General features: G+C 47.0%; 20 protein-coding genes, 1 tRNA gene, 1 pseudogene, 1 riboswitch and 1 other annotated feature. Of the genes and pseudogenes, 7 read left to right on the top strand and 15 right to left on the bottom strand.

Annotated features, from left to right (window positions below):
* Nucleotides 1-16: 16 nt before the first annotated feature.
* Both argC and argF read right to left on the bottom strand, forming a co-directional pair.
* Nucleotides 17-1057: an N-acetyl-gamma-glutamyl-phosphate reductase gene (gene argC, locus AC0J5I_RS04570; RefSeq protein WP_475304315.1), complete on the bottom strand. Its 1041-nt coding sequence runs from the start codon at nt 1055-1057 to the stop codon at nt 17-19.
* A gap of 113 nt (nt 1058-1170) precedes the next feature.
* Nucleotides 1171-1397, bottom strand: a binding site (T-box leader).
* Between the two features lie 60 nt (nt 1398-1457).
* Nucleotides 1458-2525, bottom strand: coding sequence for an ornithine carbamoyltransferase (gene argF / locus AC0J5I_RS04565; RefSeq protein WP_475305526.1), 1068 nt, complete (start codon nt 2523-2525; stop codon nt 1458-1460).
* A gap of 220 nt (nt 2526-2745) precedes the next feature.
* Nucleotides 2746-2861: riboswitch (FMN riboswitch) on the top strand.
* A gap of 197 nt (nt 2862-3058) precedes the next feature.
* Here argF and ribD point away from each other — a divergent pair.
* The 5 genes from ribD to AC0J5I_RS04540 are packed head-to-tail and all read left to right on the top strand — an operon-like array spanning nt 3059 to nt 7222.
* Complete coding sequence (gene ribD, locus AC0J5I_RS04560) at nt 3059-4165, top strand: bifunctional diaminohydroxyphosphoribosylaminopyrimidine deaminase/5-amino-6-(5-phosphoribosylamino)uracil reductase RibD (protein ID WP_475304312.1); 1107 nt, start codon at nt 3059-3061, stop codon at nt 4163-4165.
* 23 nt (nt 4166-4188) lie between these two features.
* Nucleotides 4189-4842 (top strand): riboflavin synthase, encoded by a 654-nt coding sequence (locus tag AC0J5I_RS04555; RefSeq protein WP_475304308.1) that lies wholly within the window; start codon nt 4189-4191, stop codon nt 4840-4842.
* A gap of 22 nt (nt 4843-4864) precedes the next feature.
* Nucleotides 4865-6061, top strand: a complete 1197-nt coding sequence (locus tag AC0J5I_RS04550) for a bifunctional 3,4-dihydroxy-2-butanone-4-phosphate synthase/GTP cyclohydrolase II (RefSeq protein ID WP_475304305.1) — start codon at nt 4865-4867, stop codon at nt 6059-6061.
* A gap of 28 nt (nt 6062-6089) precedes the next feature.
* Nucleotides 6090-6551: a 6,7-dimethyl-8-ribityllumazine synthase gene (ribH, locus tag AC0J5I_RS04545; RefSeq protein WP_086942839.1), complete on the top strand. Its 462-nt coding sequence runs from the start codon at nt 6090-6092 to the stop codon at nt 6549-6551.
* A gap of 17 nt (nt 6552-6568) precedes the next feature.
* Nucleotides 6569-7222 (top strand): HAD family hydrolase, encoded by a 654-nt coding sequence (locus AC0J5I_RS04540; protein ID WP_475304298.1) that lies wholly within the window; start codon nt 6569-6571, stop codon nt 7220-7222.
* A gap of 248 nt (nt 7223-7470) precedes the next feature.
* Here the strand turns inward: AC0J5I_RS04540 and AC0J5I_RS04535 are convergent, their stop codons facing one another.
* Nucleotides 7471-8148 carry a type 1 glutamine amidotransferase gene (locus AC0J5I_RS04535; protein WP_475304294.1) on the bottom strand — a complete coding sequence of 226 codons (678 nt, stop codon included), beginning with the start codon at nt 8146-8148 and terminating at the stop codon, nt 7471-7473.
* 157 nt (nt 8149-8305) lie between these two features.
* Between AC0J5I_RS04535 and AC0J5I_RS04530 the strand changes: the two genes are divergently transcribed.
* Complete coding sequence (locus AC0J5I_RS04530) at nt 8306-8614, top strand: hypothetical protein (protein ID WP_475304289.1); 309 nt, start codon at nt 8306-8308, stop codon at nt 8612-8614.
* A 6-nt stretch (nt 8615-8620) separates the two neighbouring features.
* Here the strand turns inward: AC0J5I_RS04530 and AC0J5I_RS04525 are convergent, their stop codons facing one another.
* On the bottom strand, nt 8621-8800 hold the full coding sequence (locus AC0J5I_RS04525; protein WP_475304285.1) for a hypothetical protein: 180 nt from the start codon (nt 8798-8800) through the stop codon (nt 8621-8623).
* Nucleotides 8801-8976: 176 nt separating this feature from the next.
* On the opposite strand from AC0J5I_RS04525, the gene AC0J5I_RS04520 reads away from it, so the two are divergent.
* The gene (locus tag AC0J5I_RS04520) at nt 8977-9378 is read left to right on the top strand and encodes a nuclear transport factor 2-like protein (protein WP_475304281.1); all 402 of its coding nucleotides are present in this window, start codon (nt 8977-8979) and stop codon (nt 9376-9378) included.
* Nucleotides 9379-9484: 106 nt separating this feature from the next.
* Here AC0J5I_RS04520 and AC0J5I_RS04515 read toward each other — a convergent pair whose 3' ends face one another.
* From AC0J5I_RS04515 to AC0J5I_RS04465, 11 genes and pseudogenes are all read right to left on the bottom strand, one after another.
* Complete coding sequence (locus tag AC0J5I_RS04515) at nt 9485-10810, bottom strand: prolyl oligopeptidase family serine peptidase (protein ID WP_475304277.1); 1326 nt, start codon at nt 10808-10810, stop codon at nt 9485-9487.
* A 72-nt stretch (nt 10811-10882) separates the two neighbouring features.
* Nucleotides 10883-11020 (bottom strand): annotated as a pseudogene (locus tag AC0J5I_RS04510) (family 1 glycosylhydrolase); the annotation flags it as partial.
* A gap of 5 nt (nt 11021-11025) precedes the next feature.
* Nucleotides 11026-12330: a PTS sugar transporter subunit IIC gene (locus AC0J5I_RS04505; RefSeq protein WP_475304273.1), complete on the bottom strand. Its 1305-nt coding sequence runs from the start codon at nt 12328-12330 to the stop codon at nt 11026-11028.
* A 16-nt stretch (nt 12331-12346) separates the two neighbouring features.
* Nucleotides 12347-12655 carry a PTS sugar transporter subunit IIB gene (locus AC0J5I_RS04500; protein ID WP_475304268.1) on the bottom strand — a complete coding sequence of 103 codons (309 nt, stop codon included), beginning with the start codon at nt 12653-12655 and terminating at the stop codon, nt 12347-12349.
* Nucleotides 12652-12999, bottom strand: a complete 348-nt coding sequence (locus tag AC0J5I_RS04495; RefSeq protein ID WP_475304264.1) for a PTS lactose/cellobiose transporter subunit IIA — start codon at nt 12997-12999, stop codon at nt 12652-12654. Before AC0J5I_RS04495 ends, AC0J5I_RS04500 begins: the two co-directional genes overlap by 4 nt.
* A 141-nt stretch (nt 13000-13140) precedes the next feature.
* The gene (locus AC0J5I_RS04490) at nt 13141-15906 is read right to left on the bottom strand and encodes a sigma-54-dependent transcriptional regulator (RefSeq protein WP_475304259.1); all 2766 of its coding nucleotides are present in this window, start codon (nt 15904-15906) and stop codon (nt 13141-13143) included.
* A gap of 442 nt (nt 15907-16348) precedes the next feature.
* Nucleotides 16349-16421 (bottom strand) — tRNA-Lys (locus tag AC0J5I_RS04485).
* A 134-nt stretch (nt 16422-16555) separates the two neighbouring features.
* A complete protein-coding gene (locus AC0J5I_RS04480; protein ID WP_106450507.1) occupies nt 16556-17851 on the bottom strand; it encodes an adenylosuccinate synthase in 1296 nt (431 codons plus the stop codon).
* 119 nt (nt 17852-17970) lie between these two features.
* The gene (dnaB, locus tag AC0J5I_RS04475) at nt 17971-19338 is read right to left on the bottom strand and encodes a replicative DNA helicase (RefSeq protein ID WP_475304254.1); all 1368 of its coding nucleotides are present in this window, start codon (nt 19336-19338) and stop codon (nt 17971-17973) included.
* Between the two features lie 272 nt (nt 19339-19610).
* The gene (rplI, locus tag AC0J5I_RS04470; RefSeq protein WP_475304251.1) at nt 19611-20060 is read right to left on the bottom strand and encodes a 50S ribosomal protein L9; all 450 of its coding nucleotides are present in this window, start codon (nt 20058-20060) and stop codon (nt 19611-19613) included.
* A 3-nt stretch (nt 20061-20063) separates the two neighbouring features.
* A complete protein-coding gene (locus AC0J5I_RS04465) occupies nt 20064-22082 on the bottom strand; it encodes a DHH family phosphoesterase (RefSeq protein WP_475304247.1) in 2019 nt (672 codons plus the stop codon).
* Nucleotides 22083-23631 lie beyond the last annotated feature (1549 nt).

Raw genomic sequence — 23631 nt, 5'->3', positions numbered from 1 at the left:
CTTCAGTCTTCCGTTATTACGGGAAAAGCCCTATCATCTGTAATCCTGTCGTTTCGGCAAGCCCGAACATCAGGTTCATGTTTTGCACGGCTTGGCCGGCAGCACCCTTCATCAAGTTATCGATGACCGACACGATGATGACCCGGCCTGTGCGTTCGTCGTAGGTGACACCCAATTGGCAGTTGTTTGTGCCTTTTACCGATTTCGTCATTGGCCACATGCCTGCAGGCAGCACCTGCACAAACGCTTCGTCTGCGTAAGTCTCCTCAAAAAGGGCGTGGATTTCGTCCGCTGTATGTCCCTCGGTGACCGTCGCATAGATGGTGCTGAGGATGCCTCGGCTCATCGGCACAAGATGCGGCGTGAACTGAATCATGGTGTCCGTGCCGGCCATCTGCGTCAACAGCTGCTCGATTTCCGGTGTGTGGCGGTGATGTGCTACACCGTAGGCTTTGAAGCTGCTTTCCACCTCAGTGAAGAGATTCGCAACGTTGCCGGCGCGGCCCGCTCCGGATGTGCCGGATTTGGAATCGCAGACGATGCTGTTCGGCACGACCCACCCTTTTTTCATCAACGGCATCAAGCCCAAAAGGATGCTGGTCACGAAGCAACCCGGATTCGCGATCACTGTTGCATCCTTGATTGCATCGCGGTCCCATTCAGGCAGACCGTACACGGCTTCTTCCAAAAGTTCCGGCTCTGTGTGCGGGACTTTGTACCATTCTTCATAGACCGTTGCATCCTTCAACCGGAAATCGGCTCCCAGATCGATGACTTTTTTGCCTTTTTCTTTGGCTTTTTTGGCTATCGGTAACGCGTGTCCATGCGGCAAGGCCACAAAGATCACATCGCTGTCCGTCGTCACTTGTTCCAGATCCAATTCTTCGCAGGTGTGATCGACGTTGCCCAATAGGTGCGGGAAAAGATGCTGGATCTTTTGGCCCGCGTATGTGCGGGAGGTCAGATGATCCAAGACCACATCCTCGCGCAATCCCAATAATCGGACTAATTCCACCCCCGTGTAACCTGTTGCTCCAATGATACTGACATGAATCATACTTCCCATCCCCCTCGATAATGTTTGTAGTAAAAATAGGCCGAGCCCGTCTTACCAAGACTTGCAGATATACAAAAAAACTTCCGTGCCTATACCAAATCAAATAGATTCAGTATAGGGACGAAAGTTCGTGGTGCCACCCTTATTCTCCAGCATGCGCGCAGGCCGGACTCAAGTATTGCTACTTTTGCGATAACGGGGCAACCGGATTAAACTTTATGGATCACATTCAGTTTATCAACTCAAAGTTCCTTTTCATCCATCGCGATTGACCTTGCTTTCACCCTCCAAGGTTCGCTTCACTGTGCAAATGGATTACTCTTCTTGTCAAAGTTTTTGTTTGTGTTAGATGTTGTTTGACATTTGCATTAAATTTATCATCTGTTTTTCACTTTGTCAATCAAACTTTTGGAATAAATAAATTTCCTAAGGTCGCAGCCATGATCGCCTTGATGGAATGCATGCGATTTTCGGCTTGTTCAAACTGAAGACCGTGCTTGCTGCGGAAGGCGGCGTCGGTCACTTCCATCTCGCGCATGCCGAATGTTTCCGCGATTTCCTGGCCATATTGCGTTTTTGTATCATGGAAAGCTGGCAGGCAGTGCAACATAATCACATCATCATTGCCGGTCTTCTCAATCATCTCCATATTGATTTGATAAGGAGTCAACAATTCGATACGTTCCGCGAATTTATCTTCTTCACCCATCGATACCCATACATCGGTGTAAAGGACATCTGCCGCTTTTACGCCCTTAGCCACATCGGCTGTGATTTCGATTTTGCTGCCGCTCTTTTCAGCGAATTTCTGTGCCATCTCAACCAATTCTTCGGTCGGGAACAGCGATTCCGGCGCGCAGATCGTGACATCAACGCCAAGGATAGCGCCGGTAACCAACAGACTGTTGGCGACATTGTTGCGTCCATCCCCGACATAGACCAACTTTAGTCCGGCCAGCTTGCCGAAATGTTCTTTGACCGTCAGGAAATCGGCGATCATTTGGGTCGGATGCCATTCATCCGTCAGGCCGTTCCATACCGGCACACCGGCATATTTCGCCAAATCTTCGACAGTTTTTTGGCTGAAGCCGCGGAATTCGATGCCGTCGAACATGCTGCCGAGCACTTTAGCGGTATCTTCAACAGATTCCTTTTTGCCCAATTGAATATCATTTTTCCCTAGATATTCAGGATGCGCCCCAAGATCGATGGCAGCCACTGTAAAAGCGGCTCTGGTACGGGTGGATGCTTTTTCGAACAAAAGGCAGATGTTTTTGCCTTCCAGATAACGGTGCGGAATATTTCGTTTCTTCAGATCCTTCAGATGCGCCGAAAAATCAATCAGATACTCTAATTCTTCCCGAGTGAAATCTTTTTCCGCCAATAAGCTTCTTCCTTGAAATACTTGTTCCAAATTCTGCCATCCCCTTTTAATTATATTCTCACTGTCGTTCTTGCGAACGACCATTTCCGAGTCGTGATGCAACTATTATTGGACTCATTTTATACCCAATTCTAATGAATTACAAACTTTATTTTAATCCTACTGTATAGAATACGGCATGGTTCCTACAGCCAAATACTAGCCTTTGGCGCTTCGGTAACCCGCCCGCCGCTGAACATTTGTTTGTTAAAAATTGTAATTGACATTATCACGGATTGGGATTATCCTAGAGACAACTTAATTGAATAGTCTTCAGGGACGGGTGAAAATCCCTACCGGTGGTAAAGCCCACGAGCCGTTAAGGCAGATTCGGTTAAATTCCGAAGCCGACAGTCAGAGTCTGGATGAAAGAAGACAACAACCATTTATCGAATGGCACGCTACGTTTATTTGTCATACAAAAAACGTTTTCGCGCCATCCGTTCATGAATCGGAATGTCAATCCCTGGGTGTAGTCTATGCCCAGGGATTTTTGGCTTTATTTAGCTGGCCTTCCTTTGTCGAGCCCTGAAGCAGAACAGTTCAGGGCTCTTTATTTTGGAAAAGGGAGGCACGGAATGATGCAAGATAAGGATACATACTTTATGCAACTGGCTCTGGAATTGGCGGAAAAAGGCCGCGGTGCTGTTGCGCCCAATCCAATGGTAGGCGCCATCATCGTAAAAGATGGGCGTATCATCGGATCCGGTTACCATGAAAAAATCGGGGAAGGCCATGCTGAAGTGAACGCGTTCCGCTCGGCCATAGAAGATGTGGCCGGCGCGACCATCTACGTGACCCTGGAGCCTTGCTCCCATTACGGAAAAACACCGCCCTGCTCCGACAAGATCATCGAAAAGAAGATCGGGCGAGTCGTCATTGCGGCTTTGGATCCGAATCCATTGGTTTCCGGGCGCGGAGTCAAGAAACTGGAGGATGCCGGCATCGAAGTGGTGACCGGCGTGCTGGCCGAAGAAAGCAGTCGCTTGAATGAAATATTCATGAAATACATCGTAAAAAAAGAGCCTTTCGTCGTCATGAAAGCAGCGATGTCCCTTGACGGAAAGATCGCGACCAGGACCGGTGAATCGCAATGGATCACCGGTCCTGCCGCAAGGGAACGGGTGCATCAACTGCGCAGCGCCCTCACCGGCATCATGGTCGGTGTTCAGACCGTCATTATGGACAATCCGCAACTAACCTCCCGCATTCCGGGAGGAAAAAATCCGGTGCGGATCATCATCGACAGCACCCTGCGCATCCCGCTGGAAGCAAAAGTGCTCCAGGATCAGGATACGGCCAAGACAATCATCGCAACGACAGAACGGGCGGACCGCAATAAGGCAGCCCAGCTAGAAGAAGCCGGCATCGAAATTTTGACTGTACCCGCTAAGGACGGCCGGACCGACCTGAAAGCACTGATGAGAGTCCTTGGGGAGCGCGACATCGACAGCATCCTTCTGGAAGGCGGCGCAACCTTGAACTTTTCAGCCCTAGAGGCGCACATCGTCGATAAGGTGCAAGTCTACGTCGCCCCGAAACTGATCGGAGGAGAAACGGCAAAAACACCCGTCGGCGGAGAAGGAATTGAGAAGTTGAGCCAAGCTTTCAGCGTGATCGAGCTAAAGGCTAGCACTGTTGGGGAAGACATCCTCTTAGAAGGATACCTTTCCAAGAAGGAATAACAGAGGAAAGTGGGAGGGAATTCATGTTTACTGGAATCATCGAAGAAGTCGGCACCTTAAAAGGAATCCGCCAGGGCCAAAAATCTTCCGTCGTCACAGTCGGCGGCAAAAAAGTGCTGGCAGGGACAAAGATCGGCGACAGCATTTCCACCAATGGCATCTGCCTGACGGTCACGAAGCTGCATAAGGATGCCTTCGAAGCCGACGTCATGCCGGAAACGCTGCAACGCTCCAATCTTGGAGCCCTACAGATGGGGGGCCGCGTCAATCTGGAACGGGCATTGCAGCTCGACACCCGACTGGGCGGGCACATCGTCAGCGGCCACATTGACGGAACCGGCTCGATCAAGGAATACCGCAAGGATGATAATGCCGTCTGGATCACCATCTCGGCCGAACCGGCGCTGCTCCGCTACATCATTGAAAAAGGCTCGATTGCCATCGACGGCGTCAGCCTGACGGTGGCCACAGTCGACAGCGCATCGTTCCAGGTGTCCATCATTCCCCATACCGGGGCAGAGACGATCCTGCTTGAGAAGAAATTGGGCGACACGGTCAATCTGGAGTGCGACATCATCGGCAAATACGTGGAAAAACTGCTGGGCCTGAGCCCTAAAAAACAAACAAAACAAAGCAATCTATCTGAAGCTTTCTTGCAAGAGAACGGCTTTTTCTAAAATTAAGAGGAGGGAAACATACATGTTCAATACATCTGAAGAAATCATCGCGGACATCAAAGCCGGAAAAATCATCGTGCTGGTCGATGATGAGGATCGCGAAAATGAAGGCGATCTGATCTGCGCAGCCGAATTCGCGACGCCGGAAAACATTAATTTCATGGCCATCTACGCGAAAGGCTTAATCTGCATGCCTATGGATCGGACACTCACCGAGAAACTGGTGCTGACTCCTATGGTGGACCGCAACACCGATAATCACGGGACAGCCTTCACCGTCGCCATCGACCATGTCGAGACAACCACCGGCATCTCTGCTTTCGAACGCTCTTTGACCGTCATGAAGGCAGTTGAGGATGATGCCCAGCCTGAGGATTTCCGTAGACCCGGCCACATTTTCCCGCTGAAGGCAGTGGACAACGGCGTGCTCGCGCGCAACGGCCACACCGAAGCCACCGTCGACTTGGCGCGTTTGGCCGGGCTGAAGCCGGCAGGTCTCTGCTGTGAAATCATGGCCAATGACGGCACGATGATGCGCACAGCCGAACTGATCACTTTCGCCAAAGAGCATGACCTGAAGATCGGCACAATCGCCGACCTGATCGCCTATCGCAAAGAGAACGAACAGCTCTACAAGCGCGAAGGCAAAGCCAAACTGCCCACCAAATACGGTGAATTCGACATTTACACTTACGTGAGCAGCATCGACGAAGACGAACACCACGTCGCCTTGGTCATGGGCGATGTCACGACGGAAGAATCCGTCCTCGTGCGCGTCCATTCTGAATGCTTGACCGGCGATGTCTTCGGGTCGAAACGCTGCGACTGCGGCCAGCAATTGGACGCGGCCATGAAGCAGATCGCTCAAGAAGGTCGCGGGGTATTGGTCTACTTGCGCCAAGAAGGACGCGGCATCGGCCTCGTCAACAAAATCCACGCTTATGCGCTGCAGGACCAAGGCTACGATACGGTTGACGCAAACCTGAAGTTGGGATTCCCAAGCGATTTGCGTGAATACTACATGGCCGACGAGATGCTACAGGACTTGGGCGTGAAAGAGATCAGGCTGCTGACGAACAACCCGCTTAAGATAGAAGGATTGAAAAAGCACGGCCTGAAGGTCACCGAACGGATTCCGATCCAGCTGGAAATCTTCGACGAAACACAACGCTATATGGAAACAAAGAAGCAAAAGATGGGGCACTTTCTAGACTTATAAAAAAACAACCAAACAGGAGGAAAACAAAATGAACATCATCGAAGGACAATTAATTGCACAGGATTTAAAAATCGCTATCGTGGTGGCAAGATTCAACGAATTCATCGGATCGAAATTGGTGGGTGGCGCTTTGGACGGCTTGAAACGTCATGGCGTGGCTGAAGATGCCATCGACTTGGCATGGGTGCCTGGCGCATACGAAATCCCATTGGTAGCGCAAAAAATGGCGGCTTCCGGAAAATATGATGCCGTCATCACTTTGGGCGCAGTCATCAAAGGCGCAACGGCGCATTTCGATTACGTCTGTTCCGAAGTTTCCAAAGGCGTAGCGACAGCCTCCATGAGCACGGGCGTACCGGTCATATTCGGCGTCCTGACGACCGACACGATCGAACAAGCCATCGAGCGCGCCGGCACGAAAGCGGGCAACAAAGGTTATGATTGTGCCGTATCCGCTATTGAAATGGCCAACCTGCTTAAGAACTTATAAAAGTTCATGGAAAACTAATGTTCAAAGAGGTCCGCACCATCATCCTTGACTATGACGGCACCCTCCATGACAGCACCAAGAATTACATCCACGCTTTCAAGCAAGCCTATGCTTACCTCGCTGAAGCCGGCCACGCCGCTCCAAGAGATTGGGCGGATGCGGAAATCACGAAGTGGCTGGGCTACAGCAGCAAAGCGATGTGGGAAAATTTCATGCCCAATCTGGATGAGGAAGTCCGATCGAAGGCCTCAAAAATGATCGGCCAGATCCTTCTGGAAAAAGCCCAAACCGGGCAGGCCATTCTTTACGAAGGCGCTCTGGAAACCTTGCAGGCATTGCAGGAGAAAGGCTACCGTTTGGTCTTTTTGAGCAACTGCAGCCGGGCATACATGGAAGCGCACCGGCAAAGTTTTGGCTTGGATCGCTACTTCGACGGCATGTACTGCACCGAAGATTTCAGCTTCATCCCAAAATATGAAATTTTCGAATCGATCCGATCCGTGTTTCCTGGCGGTTACCTGATCGTGGGCGACCGTTTCCAGGACATCGAGGTCGCCGAGCATCATCCAGTCCGCACAGTGGGCTGCCGCTACGGCTTCGGCTTCCCTGGAGAACTGGACTCGGCGGATGCACAGATAGACGATATCCGCGAATTGAATGACTTGCTGTAAGACATAGAAAGAGGCTGGGATTTTGTCCCAGCCTCTTTTTGCGCTTCCGGATATTAGGTGCATAAACGTGGAACAACCATTACAAATAGGGTTCGTCGGCTGTTCGCAAAACAACTGTTGCACATCAGCCGACACAAAGGAGATTCCTTGACTCTTCGCAAAAGTGCAGCTGCACATCAGCAAACACAACGGGGATTCGTCGGCTGTTCGCACGGGAGCATTTGACGAACAGCCGACGAAAGACTCTTTCACCGGAAATTCCGACTCAACCGGTCCAACAAGCGATAAAGCAACTCCCGGTTGCTCGCAGGTATCGGATAATTACGGATTTCCGCTGCCGTCTGCGTATACGTGCTTCCGTCCAAGAATGCCGCATCGTTCTTGAGAATGTTTTCAATGCTCTCCTTTGTGGATTCGAAATGGAATTGCAGACCGATCACATTGTCGTTATAGACAAAGCCTTGGTTCGCACAGATATCGCTTGCGAACAGGCGCTCCGCTCCTTCCGGCAAGCCGAATTGCTCCCCGTGCCAATGGAATACGACCAGTTCCTCAGGCAGTTCACCTAGCGTTTCCGAGTTCATCGTGCGAATCGGCAGCCAGCCCGCTTCCCGGAATTCCCCCTGAAAAATGTCAGCCCCCAAAGCTTTGGCAATCTGCTGTCCGCCGAGACACACACCGAAGACGGGCTTGCCCTGGCTGATGAGTGCACGGATAAGTTGCCGCTCCGCCTCCAGCCATGGCAGGTCATCCAAGACGCTCATGGGACCGCCCAATATCACCAGGAAATCCGTTTCCTCCGCTTTCGGCAATGCCGCCCCCAGAAAGAGGCGGTATACCCTGTATTCGGTTCCGGTCTGTCGGCACCAATTCTCGATTTCCGCTGGCCCTTCAAAATCCACGTGCTGTAAAATTGCGATTTCCATGCTGATCCCTCCTCAAAATTAGTTATTCCCATCATAATATATGAGCCCTCAACAGTCATCCATCCCGTGTTATTGAGTGCAGATGCGGGTCGAGAATGTTATGATAGACCTATAGAAAACACTTGATCCAAAGCCATTTTCGAAGGGAGCAAGTACCATGAGAAATCTGGACAAAGAAATTGCGATCATCAAAAAATTCAAAGCTGAGCACCCGAACAAAGCCTACAAACTCTACATCGAGACAAGCGACGACTTCGACTTCCATGACGAAACCGAAAGCGAAGACTACATCGCCGTCCTCATCGCCGAGCTGGAAACCGAAACGCCAGTAGAAAACCCGTTTCTGGAAGGCACATCCGCCTATACCTGGGATGCCGAATACGTCATCTACATCGACAAACCCACTACGGCCGATCGGGAATTGATCATGAAGCTTTATTATGACGAACTGCTCCAATATGTCTGAAGGGAATCACCCTTCAGGCATTTTTTCGTCCGTTTCGTCTTTAGCAGTTTCCTCCAAGATTCTCTCTGGGCGCTTAGGCTCGGCTGTTTTTCCCTCGTCGGTCCCACTTCCGCTTGGCTCCGGTTTTTTGGACGAACGCAGCATCTTCTCGACAAGCAATTTGACCAATCGATCCAGTTCAACCATCACAATCCCTCCCCTGCAGTTTTCACTATCATACAATATTCCGCCCGAATATTTCGGGATATTTTTATTCTTTTTGATGCGCATTGCAAAGTTTACGTTCAGTTTATCCCCTGTTGATATAGTCATACCAAGGTCTACAGAACACAAAAGTAGCCCAAATCAAAGGAGGAAAAATAATGAGTCAGAATTTTGAGAATGCGATCAGAGAGAGATTTGAGCAAGGCTTCAAAAATTGGAACAATGGGTACGATGCTTGGCTGGAGTGGTGCGAAACTTTGTATGAACCGGATGCGCACTACAATGTTTACAGCGATCGCTTGACCTTGCAACAATACAAGGACATGATGGGGCAACTTTTCCAAGCCTATGACATCGAACTGGGCGAATTCCATAATATGATTGTAGAAGGTGAGTGGGGCGCCATCCGCTATAACGTATATATCATCGACAAACGCACCGGCGAACGGATCGAACAGAAAACAATGGAGTTCGTCAAATTCAAAGAAAATCCCGAACCGATCGGGGTACGCGTCATCGAAGGCTGGGCTTTGTCCGACAAACCACTGTCCGCCCACTGATACCAAGTCACTTAACGTCTCCTGACTACATAAAAGCAGCCTCCAGAAATCCGTATGTTACGGACTTCCGGAGGCTGTTCGTTTTATAAAAGCTGCATCAAATAGATCAGTCGTTCAAGGACTGTTCGGACAACCACTGCATCAACGTGATCTCTGTTCCGCCGATCACTGCCGACACTTCATTGTTGTGGACATATACCCAAGAGAAATGGCCATTGTATTGATAAGGCGTGCCGTCCACATTTGTGTACAGACCGGAAGTGTCCTCGACATTATCAAACAAGGTCAAGTAAACATCTGCATCAGCGGCCAACAAGCGGTCGTAGGTAGGCAACGTATTGATTGCTGGAGGCAGCACCATGTCGTTTGCGGCGGCAGTGAACCAGATCGGCGTCTGCGCCAGATTCTGGATGTCCGCATCCGAGATCAAAACATCATTCAAACCTTCGCAGACAGGGAAAGCGGCAGCAAAGTAGCCAGGGTAATCACGCGCCATCAGCATCGTCATGTAGCCGCCGTTGGACGGTCCACCGATATAGATCCGGTCCGTATCGACATCCGGATTGTTGGCGACGTACTCTTCAATCAGCGCCATCAAAGCATCTTCGTACTTGGAAGTGCCATCCGCTCTTCCGCCGATTCCGTCCATCCAATAAGTCGGTGTCTGCGGAGCCAAGACATAGGCCCCATCGAAGTAGGACTGGATCTCATCCGTAGCCAAAGCAGTCGCTTTGTTTGCAGCTAACGGGATTGTCGCATCCGTTCCGCCTTCCCCGCCGCCATGCAGCCAGATGATCAACGGATTTTCTTGGTTGTCCTGCGCCGGGCTGTAGTCAGCATAAGTCAATGTGCCATCGTCAAAGGTCGATGCGCCGGTTTCGAAATCTCCGATGATTTCCTTGGTTGTTCCGGCAAATTCGGTGACGACCAGACCGGATACGGAGCCAGCCGGCGTTTCGATTGCCGCCTGCTGCGTGATGGTGTATGCGTTCGTCGTCCAATCATTGCGGCCGGTAGCGACTTGATAGTTCAAAGCAGAGCTCAGAGCCAAAGTCGGACCGTATTCCATTTCCAGTACCGCATATTTGCCTGTCTGAACGGCCGAATTGCCGTCTTTGTCGGCCACGTAGGCATTGGTGACGTTCACGATGCCTTCACCCAGCAAGGAGGGATTCAAACGGCTGTCACTTCTTGAGACGTTAACGCTGAATGTATCAGTCGTCACGGATCCCTGCGGAACCGGTCTGCCCAAGTCCACGATGATCTTCGTCACCGTTGCGCCCCAATCCTTCACTTCGATGACCGTTTCATAGGATGCAGGCTGCGTCTTCAACTCTTTTGCCAAAACCGGATCAGCCGTCGCAAACAGCCCACCTAAAACCACTGCGCTCAATGCCGTTACTTTAGCCATTTTTTTCACTCTACCCATCATATTTTTTCCTCCCGATCTATTTATATTTTTGTGTTGGATTCTTACAGAAAATGTTGCGCCTGCTCACGGCGTTCAGTCCAGGTCGGCCCCGTTTGAAGCGATGACCTTCTTGTACCAGTGGAACGAATCTTTTTTGCTGCGTTTCAAGCTGCCTTTTCCTTCATCATCATGATCGACATAGATGAAGCCGTAGCGTTTGGACATTTTGCCATATATTAAACTAATGCGTTGTCCAATTCAGTTGCTTCTGTTTGCTGTTGTGCTTCCACTTCTTGCTTATAAGCGGCTTTATCCATGACCTTGAAGAACGGCAGATAGACGAAATAGCTCACAGCGATCATAAGTGCTTGATAGACAGCCCATCTCCAGCCGCCTGCCATCAATCCGTTGATGATGACCGGAACACCCAGCGGCACCGCGATACCCGGCAGGTAAGGCAGGATGCCTGTCAGCATGCCAAGATAGGAAGTAACTGCAATGATCAAAGGCACCAGGATGAATGGGATAGCCAAAGTGAAGTTCATGATGATCGGCATACCGAAGATGATCGGTTCATTGATGCCGCAGATGTTCGGTATCAAGCTCAATTTTCCAAGGACACGGTATTGCTCCGATTTTGCCCGCAGCATCGCCAGCGCCAAACCTAAGGTAGCGCCTGAACCCATGAATAGGACCATCCCGAACATGCTTCCGGAAACGATATTCGGGATTTCCAGACCAGCGTTATACGCTGCCAAGTTTTCGGTACCAAGCGGTGTCCAAATCGGCATAAATACACTGTAGACAACCATCGCGCCGTGTACACCGACCAACCACAAAATTTGTGCCGCAAACATCGCAACCAACAGAGCCGTAAAGCTTCCGCCCAGTTTGGTCAATGGTGCAGCCACTACTGAAAAGATGAACGAATGGATATCGGCATAGGCAGTCAACGTCATCACGTAGCGGATGACCATTGCGATGACTGCCAGCACCAATCCAGGCACCAAACCGGAGAATGATTTGGATACGGTAGGCGGTACGCCGTCAGGCATCTTGATGACCCAGCCTTTAATTTTAAAAATGGTATAAACTTTCGCGGACAATAACGCGACAAAAAAGGCAGTAAACAGTCCCGGTGCGCCCATCCAAGTAGCGGGCAGCGAGGCCAATGTGTTCGCTTCGGAATAATTGAAAGGTGTCACAATCAAAAAGCTCATCAAGGCAAGAATCCCTGCCGGCGTACCGTCGATGTCATAGGACTCGGCAAACTTCGCAGCGATCAAATAAACAACATAGATAGCCAAAAGGTTGGTCGTTATTTCGGAAGGAATAACCGTAATCGTTTTCAATCCAGTGCTGACCAAAAAATCCTGATACCCTTGAACCGGGAAACTGTTCACGAGACTCCCCAAGGCACCCACGATCGTGATCGGCATCGCTGACATCAGACCATTCGTGATGGCACTAATGTATTTGTTGTTTTGGATCGCACCCGCACCACGTTGTAAACTCATTTGCACATTTGAAAAATCAGCCATTCTTTTCAGCCCCCTATTAATTTAATAAATTCAAAGCATCTGCCAATACTTTTTTGCCGTTCATCATGCCGTAATCCATCGAAGGAATCGTTGCGATCGTGACCTGATGGCCACTGTACTTCTTTTTGAAGCTCGCTTCCATGTAACCGACTTGTGGGCCCAGCAGAAGAATGTCGATATTCTGAATCAGTTTATCCACTTTTCCCTCCGCAGTGGCGTCGATAGTGACCTCTATCCCTCTTTCTTTTGCCGCATCCTTCATCCGTTCAACCAGCATACTGGTTGAGAAACCTCCTGCACAAGCCAACATAATTGATAGTGTCATGCAATCCCCTCCTGGCTCATTTTTTGTGTATGGAATAAATGGACTTCTTCCCTCAGTTGGATCAGGTGTTGCGCCAGATCCCTCACGGTCATGGCATTCATCACATGATCCTGTGCATGGACCATCAGCAGCGTCGTGCTGGTCGGTTTACCTCTGATTTCTTCTTGGATGATTGTTGTCTGCAGGTCATGCGCCTTGTTCAGGGAAGTCCTGGCCTCCCCCATCAGTTTATCGGCTTCCATAAACTCGCCCTTTTCGGCGGCTTGGATCGCTTTCATGCTGAACGCGCGGGCATCTCCCCCATGGATGATCAGTTGCATGATGATTTTCTCCTCGTCTTCCAAATGAATCCCTCCTGTCCTCTATCCTTTCATTTATAGATATGCAAAAACCGTGCCAACACACATGAACCGCACCGCATCGCGCAACAAAAAAATCTGTGCCGCCAAAACGACACAGATTTTATAAAATTGTGCAATTGTGTGTCAGTTGTTCGCTATATAGGACACACTTCGGGCCAAGTAAGCATAGGCGACATGGTTCAGCATGTCCTCGTTGATCATCTCCAGATGCTCCCGGAAATAATCAACGAAAAGATTCTTGATTTTCGGCACGATATATTTGTCCTGCGGAAAGGAAACCATGCCTTTTTCAAAATGCGGAATCTGTTCCTTGCGCTTGATTTTGCGCAGCATGCCGATGATATGGAAGGAAAGGCCGATCTTATCGCTCACGAACAGGGAAGGGCTCATCATTTCGTTCACTTCATCGTTGAAGCGATAAATGCTGGACAGCAGCTCCTCTATTTCGGGCATGTCGTAATACTTCAGGATTGTTTCCTTAATCGAACGATACGTATAGATTTCGTCGATGCAGTCCTGAATCCGTTGCAGTCCCGCCCGGTTCATGACCGTATACAACTCAAAGGTCGGATACTCCGTTTTGATCGCAAAGGTGCTGATGACACAGATGATCTCGTATTCCTTCGTCAATTCCTGAAGGCGCGCATAAATACTCTCCTTGCCGACCAGATTGATCGGGACGATCGTGATTTCCTTCTCGTCGAAGGAAATCTCCTTGCGGATGATGTCACGGATCGTTACGGCCGTCCCCTCGCCGGTCAGGCAGATCGAAATGATCGCCAATGGTCTGAAATGGAACGAATCGCTGGCTTGCGGACGCACGTTCGGCTTCTGCACCTGCTCCACTTCTTTCCTGTCCTGATAGATGGCTATATAGTCGTTCACCTTCAGGGTTTCGACGTAAACCTCACGCAGACTGCAGCCAATCATCGCTTTTCTGCTTGCTTCGAGGACATGCATGGTGCTCACCAATGGGATGGACTCCGCCTTCAAGGGGAACAGTTTTTCCAATTCCCCCGCAAAAGTCGTCAGACTCCCCATATCCACCAGCAGCAGGATATCATCCGAAATCTGATGGTTTTTGATGTAACGGACCAGCCTTTCGAACACCTGTCGGGGCTCCTCATCCAAGCGCGCATTGATCCCGATGGCTCCCTCATGGTTCAGGAGTTGGTTCGCCGTGTCGCAAAGCGCCGACGCAATCCCTGATCCGTGCGCAATCACGATGACCTGCACTTTCGCAAGTCTTTCGATTGCATCCATTTCATCGTGGCTCAGGAACATGATAAAGTAGCTCGCTTCCTCTTCCGGAATACGCACACCCAGATCCGCTTCCAAAATGGCCATGCATTCTTTCGCGACGCCGTACATCTCCGGATACTTGTCGATGATCGCTTCATGCATGTCGTTCTTCAGCACATGATCCTGTTGGCTTCGCTTCACAAGGTTGTAGATATGGATCGCCATCATCTGGAACACCTTATCGCTCATCACTTTGCCGGTCTTGATCGTGACATGGCGGAGAATTTTTTCCAGTTCCTTGATGATGTTGTCAGGCACAAGCGCAATCAAATTTTCCTTGTTGCAGAAGCGTTGTTCCTCTTCACCGGTCAATTTGAAGTAAGTCTTCAGATCGTGCTCCATCGCTTTTTGGATCTCATCCGCACTGGCTTTTTTCTTCTCCAATTCCCGGTAGCGTGTATTCATTTCCCGATAAATGGTGCTCTCGCTCGGCGCGCTGTTCACTTCTGGAACTGTATTGTCGGATGGCAGATATTGGATTGCCTGTCGGTTCGTCCCCTCGTATTTTGACCACATCTGACGGTGTTCCGCATTGCTGAGCAGACCCGCCCGGATATAATCAGGCAGATCTTTGCTGCTGACTTTCAGAAAATTCTCTTTGACTGCCAAGAAACGGGCATAGCTTTTCGCGAAAGCGATCCGGATATCCGCTTTGAATTGCCCGATGTTCATTTCGCATTTGTAATGCAGAAAAGCTTTCAGCGCATTCTTGCTGAAATACATCGGCACTCCCAATTGATCGACTTCCTGCTGAACGAACGCATCGAACAACTGATGGCGTTCCTCGATCGACCTTTCCCTCAAACTCGGCAGATCGATGATGATCGGCAGTCTGCGGATGAATGTTTTCAGAAGTGTGTCCTTCTTCTCCGTCGTAGCACCGATAATCAGGACATTGGCATGGTGATCCTTTTCGGATTCGCCGAGCGGCCGGAAAACACCGCGGTCGATGTAGGTGAACAGCATCTCCTGCCCTTCGATCGGCAAGCGGTGGATTTCATCCAAAAAAAGGATGCCTCCGTTCGCCTTCTCGAGCAGCCCCGTCTTATTTGTTTCCGCACCCGTATAAGCCCCTTTTGCATGGCCGAAAAGTTGGCTCATCAACAGCTGCGGATTATGGGCATAGTCGGCGCAATTGAACTGGATGAAGGGGGAAGATCCCTCAAGTTTCCCCGATTGGATGCCGTATTTGTGCAACAAATCGGCAAACAACGACTTGCCGACACCGGTTTCGCCCAACAACAGCATATGCATGCCGTCCCCTGGATACAGGATGGCAGCCTTCCCTTGCTCAATCTGATGGAAAAGGCTGGGATTCTTCTTCAGGAAATTATCCATGTCCACGATTTTGGGCGTTTCTTTTGGTGCAACAACCTGTTGGGGCACTTTACGTGTGCACGGAAAAAAACGCACCGGTCTGGTTTTTTCTTTGTAGCAGCGTTTTTCTTTATGCAGCTGATTCAGATCGCGCGAAATATTGCTTCTGTCGCTTTTCAATCTATAGGCGATCTCCTCGGCCGTTATGCCCTGTTTCTTCTCCTCGTAAAGCATGCCCAATGCTTCGAGCACTTTTTCAATCCTCTGCAAAAATCATCACCCCTTGGCAAACGTTTACATTCTAATGATAATCGTACCACACTTTATTCATGTAAAAATATAAAAATATCAGATTATAGTTATTATTTGCAGCGTCTTCTGAAAAAAATTTATAAAAAAGAATACAGTTCTTACTTTGTATGACTATAAGGAGGCGATAGCCTTGTTCCTCTCTCTATGATTATTTGTTAATTTGTATGATACGTACTGTGGGTGGAAATCCTCATCTGGTATTCTTTTTCATATTCGTCAATGCTGCCATACCTAATGACACTTAAAGGCTTGTATTTTTTCATAAAAAAACTCCATTTTATGTTTCTATTTACTAAAAAGTACCATTTTTTTATTTCCTGGCATTCAAATCAACAAAAAAAGCCCTAAAAGCATGAGGAATATCCATCAATACTTTTAAAGCTTATCCGATAAATCTAAATGGGTAATGAGGGGTTTGAACCCCCGACCCGCTGATTAAGAGTCAGCTGCTCTACCAACTGAGCTAATTACCCCTATCACGTGCTGATCACGTAACAATTGTTATTTTACTCTCCTTTTCAATAAAATGCAATAACTTCATGAAAAAAAGAGTCTGCATCCGGATAGTATCTCCGTATGCAGACTCTTTATTGTATTCATTACTGTCTTAGATACTTGCCCAAACGTTTTCCAATACGTTCGTTTGGTTGCGGTCAGGTCCCACTGAGAAAGTGGAAATGCGAACGCCAACCGTTTCTTGAACGCGACGGACATAGTTGCGTGCATTTTCAGGAAGTTCTTCCAATGTGCGGCAACCAGTGATGTCTTCGCTCCAGCCTGGCAACTCTTCATAGACAGGCGTGCATTGAGCCAATTCCTTCAAGCTTGCTGGATAATGGTAAATCAATTCACCTTCAGCATTTTTGTAGGCAGTACAGATTTTGACTGTTTCCAAGCCGCTCAAAACATCGATTGAGTTCAAGCATAGGTTAGTGATGCCTGAAACGCGTTTTGAATGACGCATAACAACTGCGTCAAACCAGCCGATACGGCGCGGTCTGCCGGTCGTTGTGCCGTATTCACGGCCAACTTCACGGATTTGGCTTCCTACTTCATCGAACAATTCAGTCGGGAACGGGCCATCGCCGACACGGGAAGTGTAAGCTTTGCAGACACCGACAACTTTATCGATCTTGGTAGGGCCCACACCGCTACCGATGGTTACCCCACCAGCAACCGGGTTGGAAGAAGTAACGAATGGATACGTACCTTGGTCGATATCCAGCATAACCCCTTGTGCGCCTTCAAATAGGACGCGTTTGCCTGCATCCAATACGTCGTTCAGGATAACGGATGTGTCGGTTACATATTTTTTAAGTTCTTGACCATATTGGTAATACTCTTCAAAAATATCTTCGAATTTGATTTCTACAGAATCGAACATTTTTGTGAACTGACGATTCTTTTCTTCCAAGTTGATCTTCAGGCGTTCTTCAAAGATTTCTTTGTCCAACAAATCAGCTACACGGATACCGACACGCGCTGCTTTATCCATGTAAGCTGGCCCGATACCTTTGATGGTCGTACCGATTTTGTTTTCGCCTTTTGAATCTTCTTGAAGCTGATCCAATTGAATATGATAAGGCAAAATGACGTGGGCACGGTCGGAAATACGTAGGTTATCCGTGTTGATGCCGTGATCTTTCAAATATGCCAATTCTTTGATCAATGATTTCGGATTCACTACTACGCCGTTTCCGATCACACTGATTTTTTCTGGATAAAAAATGCCGGATGGAATTAAGTGCAATTTGTATGTAACGCCATCAAACTGGATTGTGTGGCCAGCATTGTCTCCGCCTTGATATCTAGCGATTACTTCTGCATTCTCACTAAGGAAATCTGTAATCTTCCCTTTACCTTCGTCTCCCCATTGAGTCCCAACAACTACTACTGAAGTCATTATTTACTCCACCTCATCTTATTTATTCATAACACTATGCTAGTTTACCAATATTACCTATGTCTTTCAATAAAGAATCAAATAAAAGCGCTCATTTCTGAACAATTTGTCCAATATGATCAGCTAATTTCCGGCATATAGCTCATCGACGAAAACTTATTGAATTCCTTTTTGAACAGGAGCTTTACGGTTCCACGCGCTCCGCTCCGGTTTTTTTCGATGATGACCTCTACGACATTATTCTCCTGCTCATCCCGTTCCGAATCATCGCCGCCTTCACGTTCGTAATAATCGTCGCGGTATAGGAAAGCAACGATATCGGCATCCTGCTCGATCGATCCCGATTCACGGATATCGCTCAATACGGGACGTTTGTCTTGCCTTTGTTCCACGCCACGGGACAATTGGGAAAGGGCGATGACCGGTACTTTCAGTTCCTTCGCCAATTTCTTCAATTGACGCGAAATATCAGAAACTTCCTGTTGGCGGCTTTCGCGGTTATTCCCTTCAATCAGCTGCAGATAGTCGATTACGACGAGACCCAGTTTCCCCTGTTCCTGCAGCAAACGACGGCTTTTTGCCCGGATTTCCGCGATCCGGATCCCCGGCGTATCATCTATGAAGATTTTTGACTGCCCAAGCGTCCCCATCGCCATGATCAGGTTGGACCACTCATCTTCAGAAAGCTGCCCTGTCCGCAAGTGGCCGGCATCGATGTTCCCTTCCGCACACAGCATCCGGTTGACCAACGACTCCGCTCCCATCTCCAAGCTAAAGATCGCAACTACCTGATCGGCTTTGGTTGCGACATTCTGCGCGATGTTCAGCGCAAAAGCGGTCTTACCCACGGCCGGACGCGCTGCCAGGATGATCAGTTCTTCTTTTTGGAGGCCTGCTGTCATTTTGTCCAAGGCGATGTAGCCGGTTGGCACCCCGGTCACATCATCGCTTCGTTGAGCCAACGATTCGATATTCTGCAGCGATGCCGAAACGACATCCGAGATACGGATGAAGCCGGATCGGTTTCTCCGTTCGGATACCTGAAGGATGTTCTGTTCGGCGCTGTCCAGCATGACGGCGAGTTCATCACCCTCTTCATAGCCTTTGCGGACGATTTCTGTAGCCGATCGGATCAGATTGCGCAAGATCGATTTCTCTTCCACTATCTTGGCGTAATATTCCACGTTGGCTGAAGTGGGTACCGCAACCGCCAATTCGGCCAAATACTCCATGCCGCCAGCATTTTCAAGCTGATTCTTCGTATCCAACTCATTTGAGATGGTGACGACGTCAATCGCTTCATTCCGATTGTTCAATTGCAAAATCGCATCAAAAATAATCTGATGATTTTTTCTGTAAAAATCAGATGATTCAAGGTATTCTAAAACATTTACAACCGTTTCGGGATCCAAAAAAATGGAGCCCAGAACGGATTGCTCTGCTTCTATACTATGAGGAGGTATGCGATCTTGAAGTGTATCTTCCATTTTATATTTTCACCCTTTAGGTTTTTTCATTTGGACGAGGAAATCATTACTGGCTTCCTCATCTTTTGCTTCCTTATTGTATCCTAAATCAGCCACATTTACAATTCAGAAAAACGAACATTCGTTCCCTTTTCGTTAAAAAATCTGCTGGGACTGTCTGCCTTAATATGGCCGTCAGATGTATTTTCTTCTATATTATAGGCGCAGCCTCATAAACAAACGAAAAGACAGAGATTGATATCTCTGCCTTTCATTTTATATTTGGAAAATCATTACCCTTCCGTCACTTGCACTGTCAACATTGCTGTCACTTCCGGATGAATTTTAACGGGCATTTTTGTGAAACCCAACGCGCGGATAGGATTTTCTAATTCAATTTTTCGTTTATCCAATTTAACATTATGTTGCTTTTGTAATGCTTCAGCAACCTGTTTCGTTGTAATGGAACCAAACAAACGACCATCTTCACCAATTTTTGCCGACAATTTGATGATTGATTCATCTTTTTCCAGCAGTGCCTTCAATTCTTGCGCAACTGCCAACTCTTCAGCCTGCTTCTTCTCTTCCGCTTTCTTTTGGCCCTTCAATGCGGAAATAGTGGCGGCATTCGCTTCATCAGCCTTACGGTTTTTGATCAGGAAAGTAGCATAGCCATCCGCTATATCCTTGACTTCCCCTTTTTTCCCTTTACCTTTAACATCCTCTAAAAAAACAACTTTCATTTATTATTCCCCTTCCTTAATTTTTTCTGGATTGATGACTGCTTTCAGTTTCTCAACGACTTCATGGACTGTCGTATTCTCAATCTGAGTGGCTGCATTGGATAAATGTCCGCCGCCGCCTAATTTTTCCATGACTGTCTGCACATTGTATTGACCCAGACTTCTGGCGCTGATACCCACTCTGCCGTCCTGACGTTTTGTGACAACAAATGAAGCATCTACCGCTTCCATCGACAACATCGTGTCGGCTGTTTGAGCAGCGACGACCGTGTCGTATATTTTTTCATCTTCTCCATGGACAATCGCCAAGTTACCATCCACAAATTCCATAGTCTGCAATAAATGGCTACGTAACAGATAAGTATCCAAGTCCTCTTTGAGTGATTTCTGGATCAAAACGGTATCCGCCCCATTCGACTGCAGATAACTGGCAGCATCAAAAGTCCTTGATCCAGTTCTCAAACTGAAGTTGCGGGTATCGACTATAATCCCTGCCAACATAGCAGTTGCTTCTATCTTATTGATGGCATCCATCTCATTGGATTGATATTCAAACAATTCAGCAATCAATTCTGACGTGGAGGACGCATAAGGTTCCATATAAACCAAAACAGAATCTTTCGGAAACTCTTGTCCGCGTCTGTGATGGTCCAAAACGACGATTTTTTTGGACAGATTCAACAACCCAGGTGCCGGCGTCATGGATGGGCGATGGACATCAACCATCACAATCAGGGTCTGTGGCGTCACCAATGCTATTGCTTGCTCAGGTGAAATGATCCGCTTCGCAATCAAAGGATCTTTGTCTATCTCTTGCATAATCCGATTCACATCATTGGAAAATTGTTGCGGATCCAATACTATCCAGGCTTCCCGATTGTTCATCTGCGAAATACGACGGATTCCTAAGCAGGAACCGATGACGTCCATATCCGGATAACTATGCCCCATGATGATCACCTTATCGGCATGGACAATAAGCTCTTCCAAAGCCTGACTGATCATTCTGGCACGGATACGGGTCCGTTTTTCCATTGGGTTAGTTTTGCCGCCATAGAAACGAGCATCTTCATTTTCGGCTCTCACAACAACCTGATCGCCACCTCTTGCCAAGGCTAAATCAATATTCGATTGCGCCATTTTGGCGACTTCTTTAAAATTGGTTTGCTCAAAAGTTTTTTCATATGAGAAACCCATGCTCAATGTCAACGGAAAATTTTGCTTGTAGGTTCTTTCTCTTATTTGATTTATGATATCAAAATTGTTTTCTTCTATTTTCTTTAAAGCACGCATATTGGTCAATGCTATAAAGCGGTCATCATCCACTCGTTTCAAAAAGACATTATTCATGTTAGCCCAATTTGTGAGTTGATTCGTCAGATAGTTGTTTACATTCGATCGCTTACGATCATTCATGGATTGAACAGCCTCATCATAATTGTCGACAATGATATTCCCAAAAACAAATTTTTCGTCTTTGTACTTCTCTTCAATTTTGGCATATTCTGTTATGTCCATCAAATAAATGACGCCAATATCCTCTTGAATGATCATATCAAAATAATGATCTCCCCATTTCACACGGCGTATCACATAGTCCTGCGATTCTTTAAAAAGCTGATATAGTTCTTCATCAACCACATTCAGCTTTCTTCCCAGTATATCTTTCTTGCCAAAATACTTTATTAAATATGGGTTCATCCATTGGATTTCTTCTTGCTTATTATATAGAAGTATCCCAATAGGCATTTTAATTAAAGCCTCTTGTTCACCTTTTTTGATTCGATAAGATAAGTCAGATATGTATTGATTTGTCTCATCAATCAAATACTCCGAAGAATAACTGATGAATCCAACAATCCCAACGCATAAGAGCGTAATTCCAATTCCGATTTTCCAATCTGCAATGAAAGTCAACACAACGATCACCAGCAATAAGAATACGATAATCAGGAAAGGAACCTTAATCTTGTCAGCCTTTATGAAGTGAGGAAGATTCTTTAACTTTTCCTTTATTTTCATGATAGCTCCTTTACTGAACCTACATTTTGCACTTGTACATTTTAACATATCCAGATAATAATAGCTATAATGCCCTTTCTGACGGCATTAGTTGACATCTCTACGGGAAATTGAATGTTTCACGTGAAACATTTTTCTGGATAATGTTCGTATTCCGGAGAGCAGATTTTCTGAGCGAGAGAGATTATTTCTCTGTTTTGGGCACTGAAAAGTATAATTTACTCAGTATGATCTTCGCTTGGTGACTGATAGTACAGTTCTCGGCCAGATTGGATTATAGTGCTGCATTTTTTCTGGATATTTTTTCAAAACATAACTTCATTTTTGGTGAGTAATTATCCATAAATGGATTCGGTCTCCTTGGAATATATCTCTCAAAATAGTTACCATTTCGATCTGAATGTAATTATTATTATAGTTATCAGTTGGTCTCAATTCCCTCTATTATCCTCAATAGTTCCACGTGGAACATTTAGTGATTACCTCTTCAATTTGTATTCAAATCCTATGTATGTGCGTACGTCTATTTCTTAACCGATGTTCCACGTGGAACTTTTATATTTGATCACGTTGTCTTTTTGATTTGACCCCTTCTGTTTTTTCAGCATAAACTCGCGCTCTTCAACTTATCCCTCTATTACCTGTTTTACGGAAAACACTTTTCTGGTGAATTCTATTACTATTTCACTAATAATTTGAATAATCTAGCTATAAGATGTTCTCCTGTTTTTTCATGTAATTTGCAGAACCTATTTTCTTGCTTGAAAATAGATTTTCATTCTCCCTATCTTTTCTTGATTTTACAACTCTGTATCAGCTGTTGTTCTTGTGGATAACTCGAACCATACCCGACAATTTCAGTTATGCACATTTTTCGTCCTTTGCCTGTGCATAACTAATTCAAATAGGAGGTTTCAGCCTTGATGTAATAGGATTTTTGACATAAACTGACTTTGTTGATAACTAATTATCCTGATACTATTTATGACACCTCAGGCGTTGTATAAGGTCTGTGTATATCCTGTGCATAAGTCTATGGGATTATGCACATTTCTTTATATCAATCTGAACATTTGTTTGATTCGTTTGTTTATGAAATAACACCCTTTATTTTGGATGAATTTACTATCATTTTAATGAAAATTGCCAGATTTTGAAGAAGTCACCCTTATATCCAGTATTTCGTCATTTCTGCTCGTTTGCAAATGCATAACCGAAGGCAACTAGCCCTGTAAAAACAGAATGTGGATAACGCTCAGAAATAGTTTTCCACATCCTGTTTGTGAATGTGCACTTAGATCCGGAATCATCGGTAATATTCTTTTGTGGATAACTAAAATAACAAAATGCCAACTAGCCTGTGTACAACCTACGGATCCATTCCAATAACATCACCTGCATCGATGAAATCCTCTCCTTAATATCATATGCAAAAGGGAGTCTTTTGCTTTTCCAGCACGCAACCGAATTGTTGAAGCATCGCAAGCCTGATCGATCATCAATAGGATCTAGCTGCTTGCAGAGGCTTCCTCTTTCTTGTCTCTAGGAA

It is taken from the genome of Trichococcus sp. TS_SC_9 (assembly GCF_056156325.1).
The sequence above is the reverse complement of the archived record's forward strand: the minus strand, read 5'-3'. Positions and strand labels throughout refer to the sequence as shown.

Bases quoted from the DNA above. Each gene is read 5' to 3' on its own strand.
- AC0J5I_RS04520 (WP_475304281.1), top strand. From the start codon at position 8,977: ATGAGTCAGAATTTTGAGAATGCGATCAGAGAGAGATTTGAGCAAGGC.
- rplI (WP_475304251.1), bottom strand. From the start codon at position 20,060: ATGAAAGTTGTTTTTTTAGAGGATGTTAAAGGTAAAGGGAAAAAAGGG.
- AC0J5I_RS04525 (WP_475304285.1), bottom strand. From the start codon at position 8,800: ATGGTTGAACTGGATCGATTGGTCAAATTGCTTGTCGAGAAGATGCTG.
- AC0J5I_RS04480 (WP_106450507.1), bottom strand. From the start codon at position 17,851: ATGACTTCAGTAGTAGTTGTTGGGACTCAATGGGGAGACGAAGGTAAA.
- AC0J5I_RS04465 (WP_475304247.1), bottom strand. From the start codon at position 22,082: ATGAAAATAAAGGAAAAGTTAAAGAATCTTCCTCACTTCATAAAGGCT.
- ribD (WP_475304312.1), top strand. From the start codon at position 3,059: ATGATGCAAGATAAGGATACATACTTTATGCAACTGGCTCTGGAATTG.
- dnaB (WP_475304254.1), bottom strand. From the start codon at position 19,338: ATGGAAGATACACTTCAAGATCGCATACCTCCTCATAGTATAGAAGCA.
- AC0J5I_RS04515 (WP_475304277.1), bottom strand. From the start codon at position 10,810: ATGATGGGTAGAGTGAAAAAAATGGCTAAAGTAACGGCATTGAGCGCA.
- AC0J5I_RS04540 (WP_475304298.1), top strand. From the start codon at position 6,569: ATGTTCAAAGAGGTCCGCACCATCATCCTTGACTATGACGGCACCCTC.
- AC0J5I_RS04500 (WP_475304268.1), bottom strand. From the start codon at position 12,655: ATGACACTATCAATTATGTTGGCTTGTGCAGGAGGTTTCTCAACCAGT.
- AC0J5I_RS04530 (WP_475304289.1), top strand. From the start codon at position 8,306: ATGAGAAATCTGGACAAAGAAATTGCGATCATCAAAAAATTCAAAGCT.
- AC0J5I_RS04535 (WP_475304294.1), bottom strand. From the start codon at position 8,148: ATGGAAATCGCAATTTTACAGCACGTGGATTTTGAAGGGCCAGCGGAA.
- AC0J5I_RS04505 (WP_475304273.1), bottom strand. From the start codon at position 12,330: ATGGCTGATTTTTCAAATGTGCAAATGAGTTTACAACGTGGTGCGGGT.
- argC (WP_475304315.1), bottom strand. From the start codon at position 1,057: ATGATTCATGTCAGTATCATTGGAGCAACAGGTTACACGGGGGTGGAA.
- ribH (WP_086942839.1), top strand. From the start codon at position 6,090: ATGAACATCATCGAAGGACAATTAATTGCACAGGATTTAAAAATCGCT.
- argF (WP_475305526.1), bottom strand. From the start codon at position 2,525: ATGGTCGTTCGCAAGAACGACAGTGAGAATATAATTAAAAGGGGATGG.
- AC0J5I_RS04555 (WP_475304308.1), top strand. From the start codon at position 4,189: ATGTTTACTGGAATCATCGAAGAAGTCGGCACCTTAAAAGGAATCCGC.
- AC0J5I_RS04550 (WP_475304305.1), top strand. From the start codon at position 4,865: ATGTTCAATACATCTGAAGAAATCATCGCGGACATCAAAGCCGGAAAA.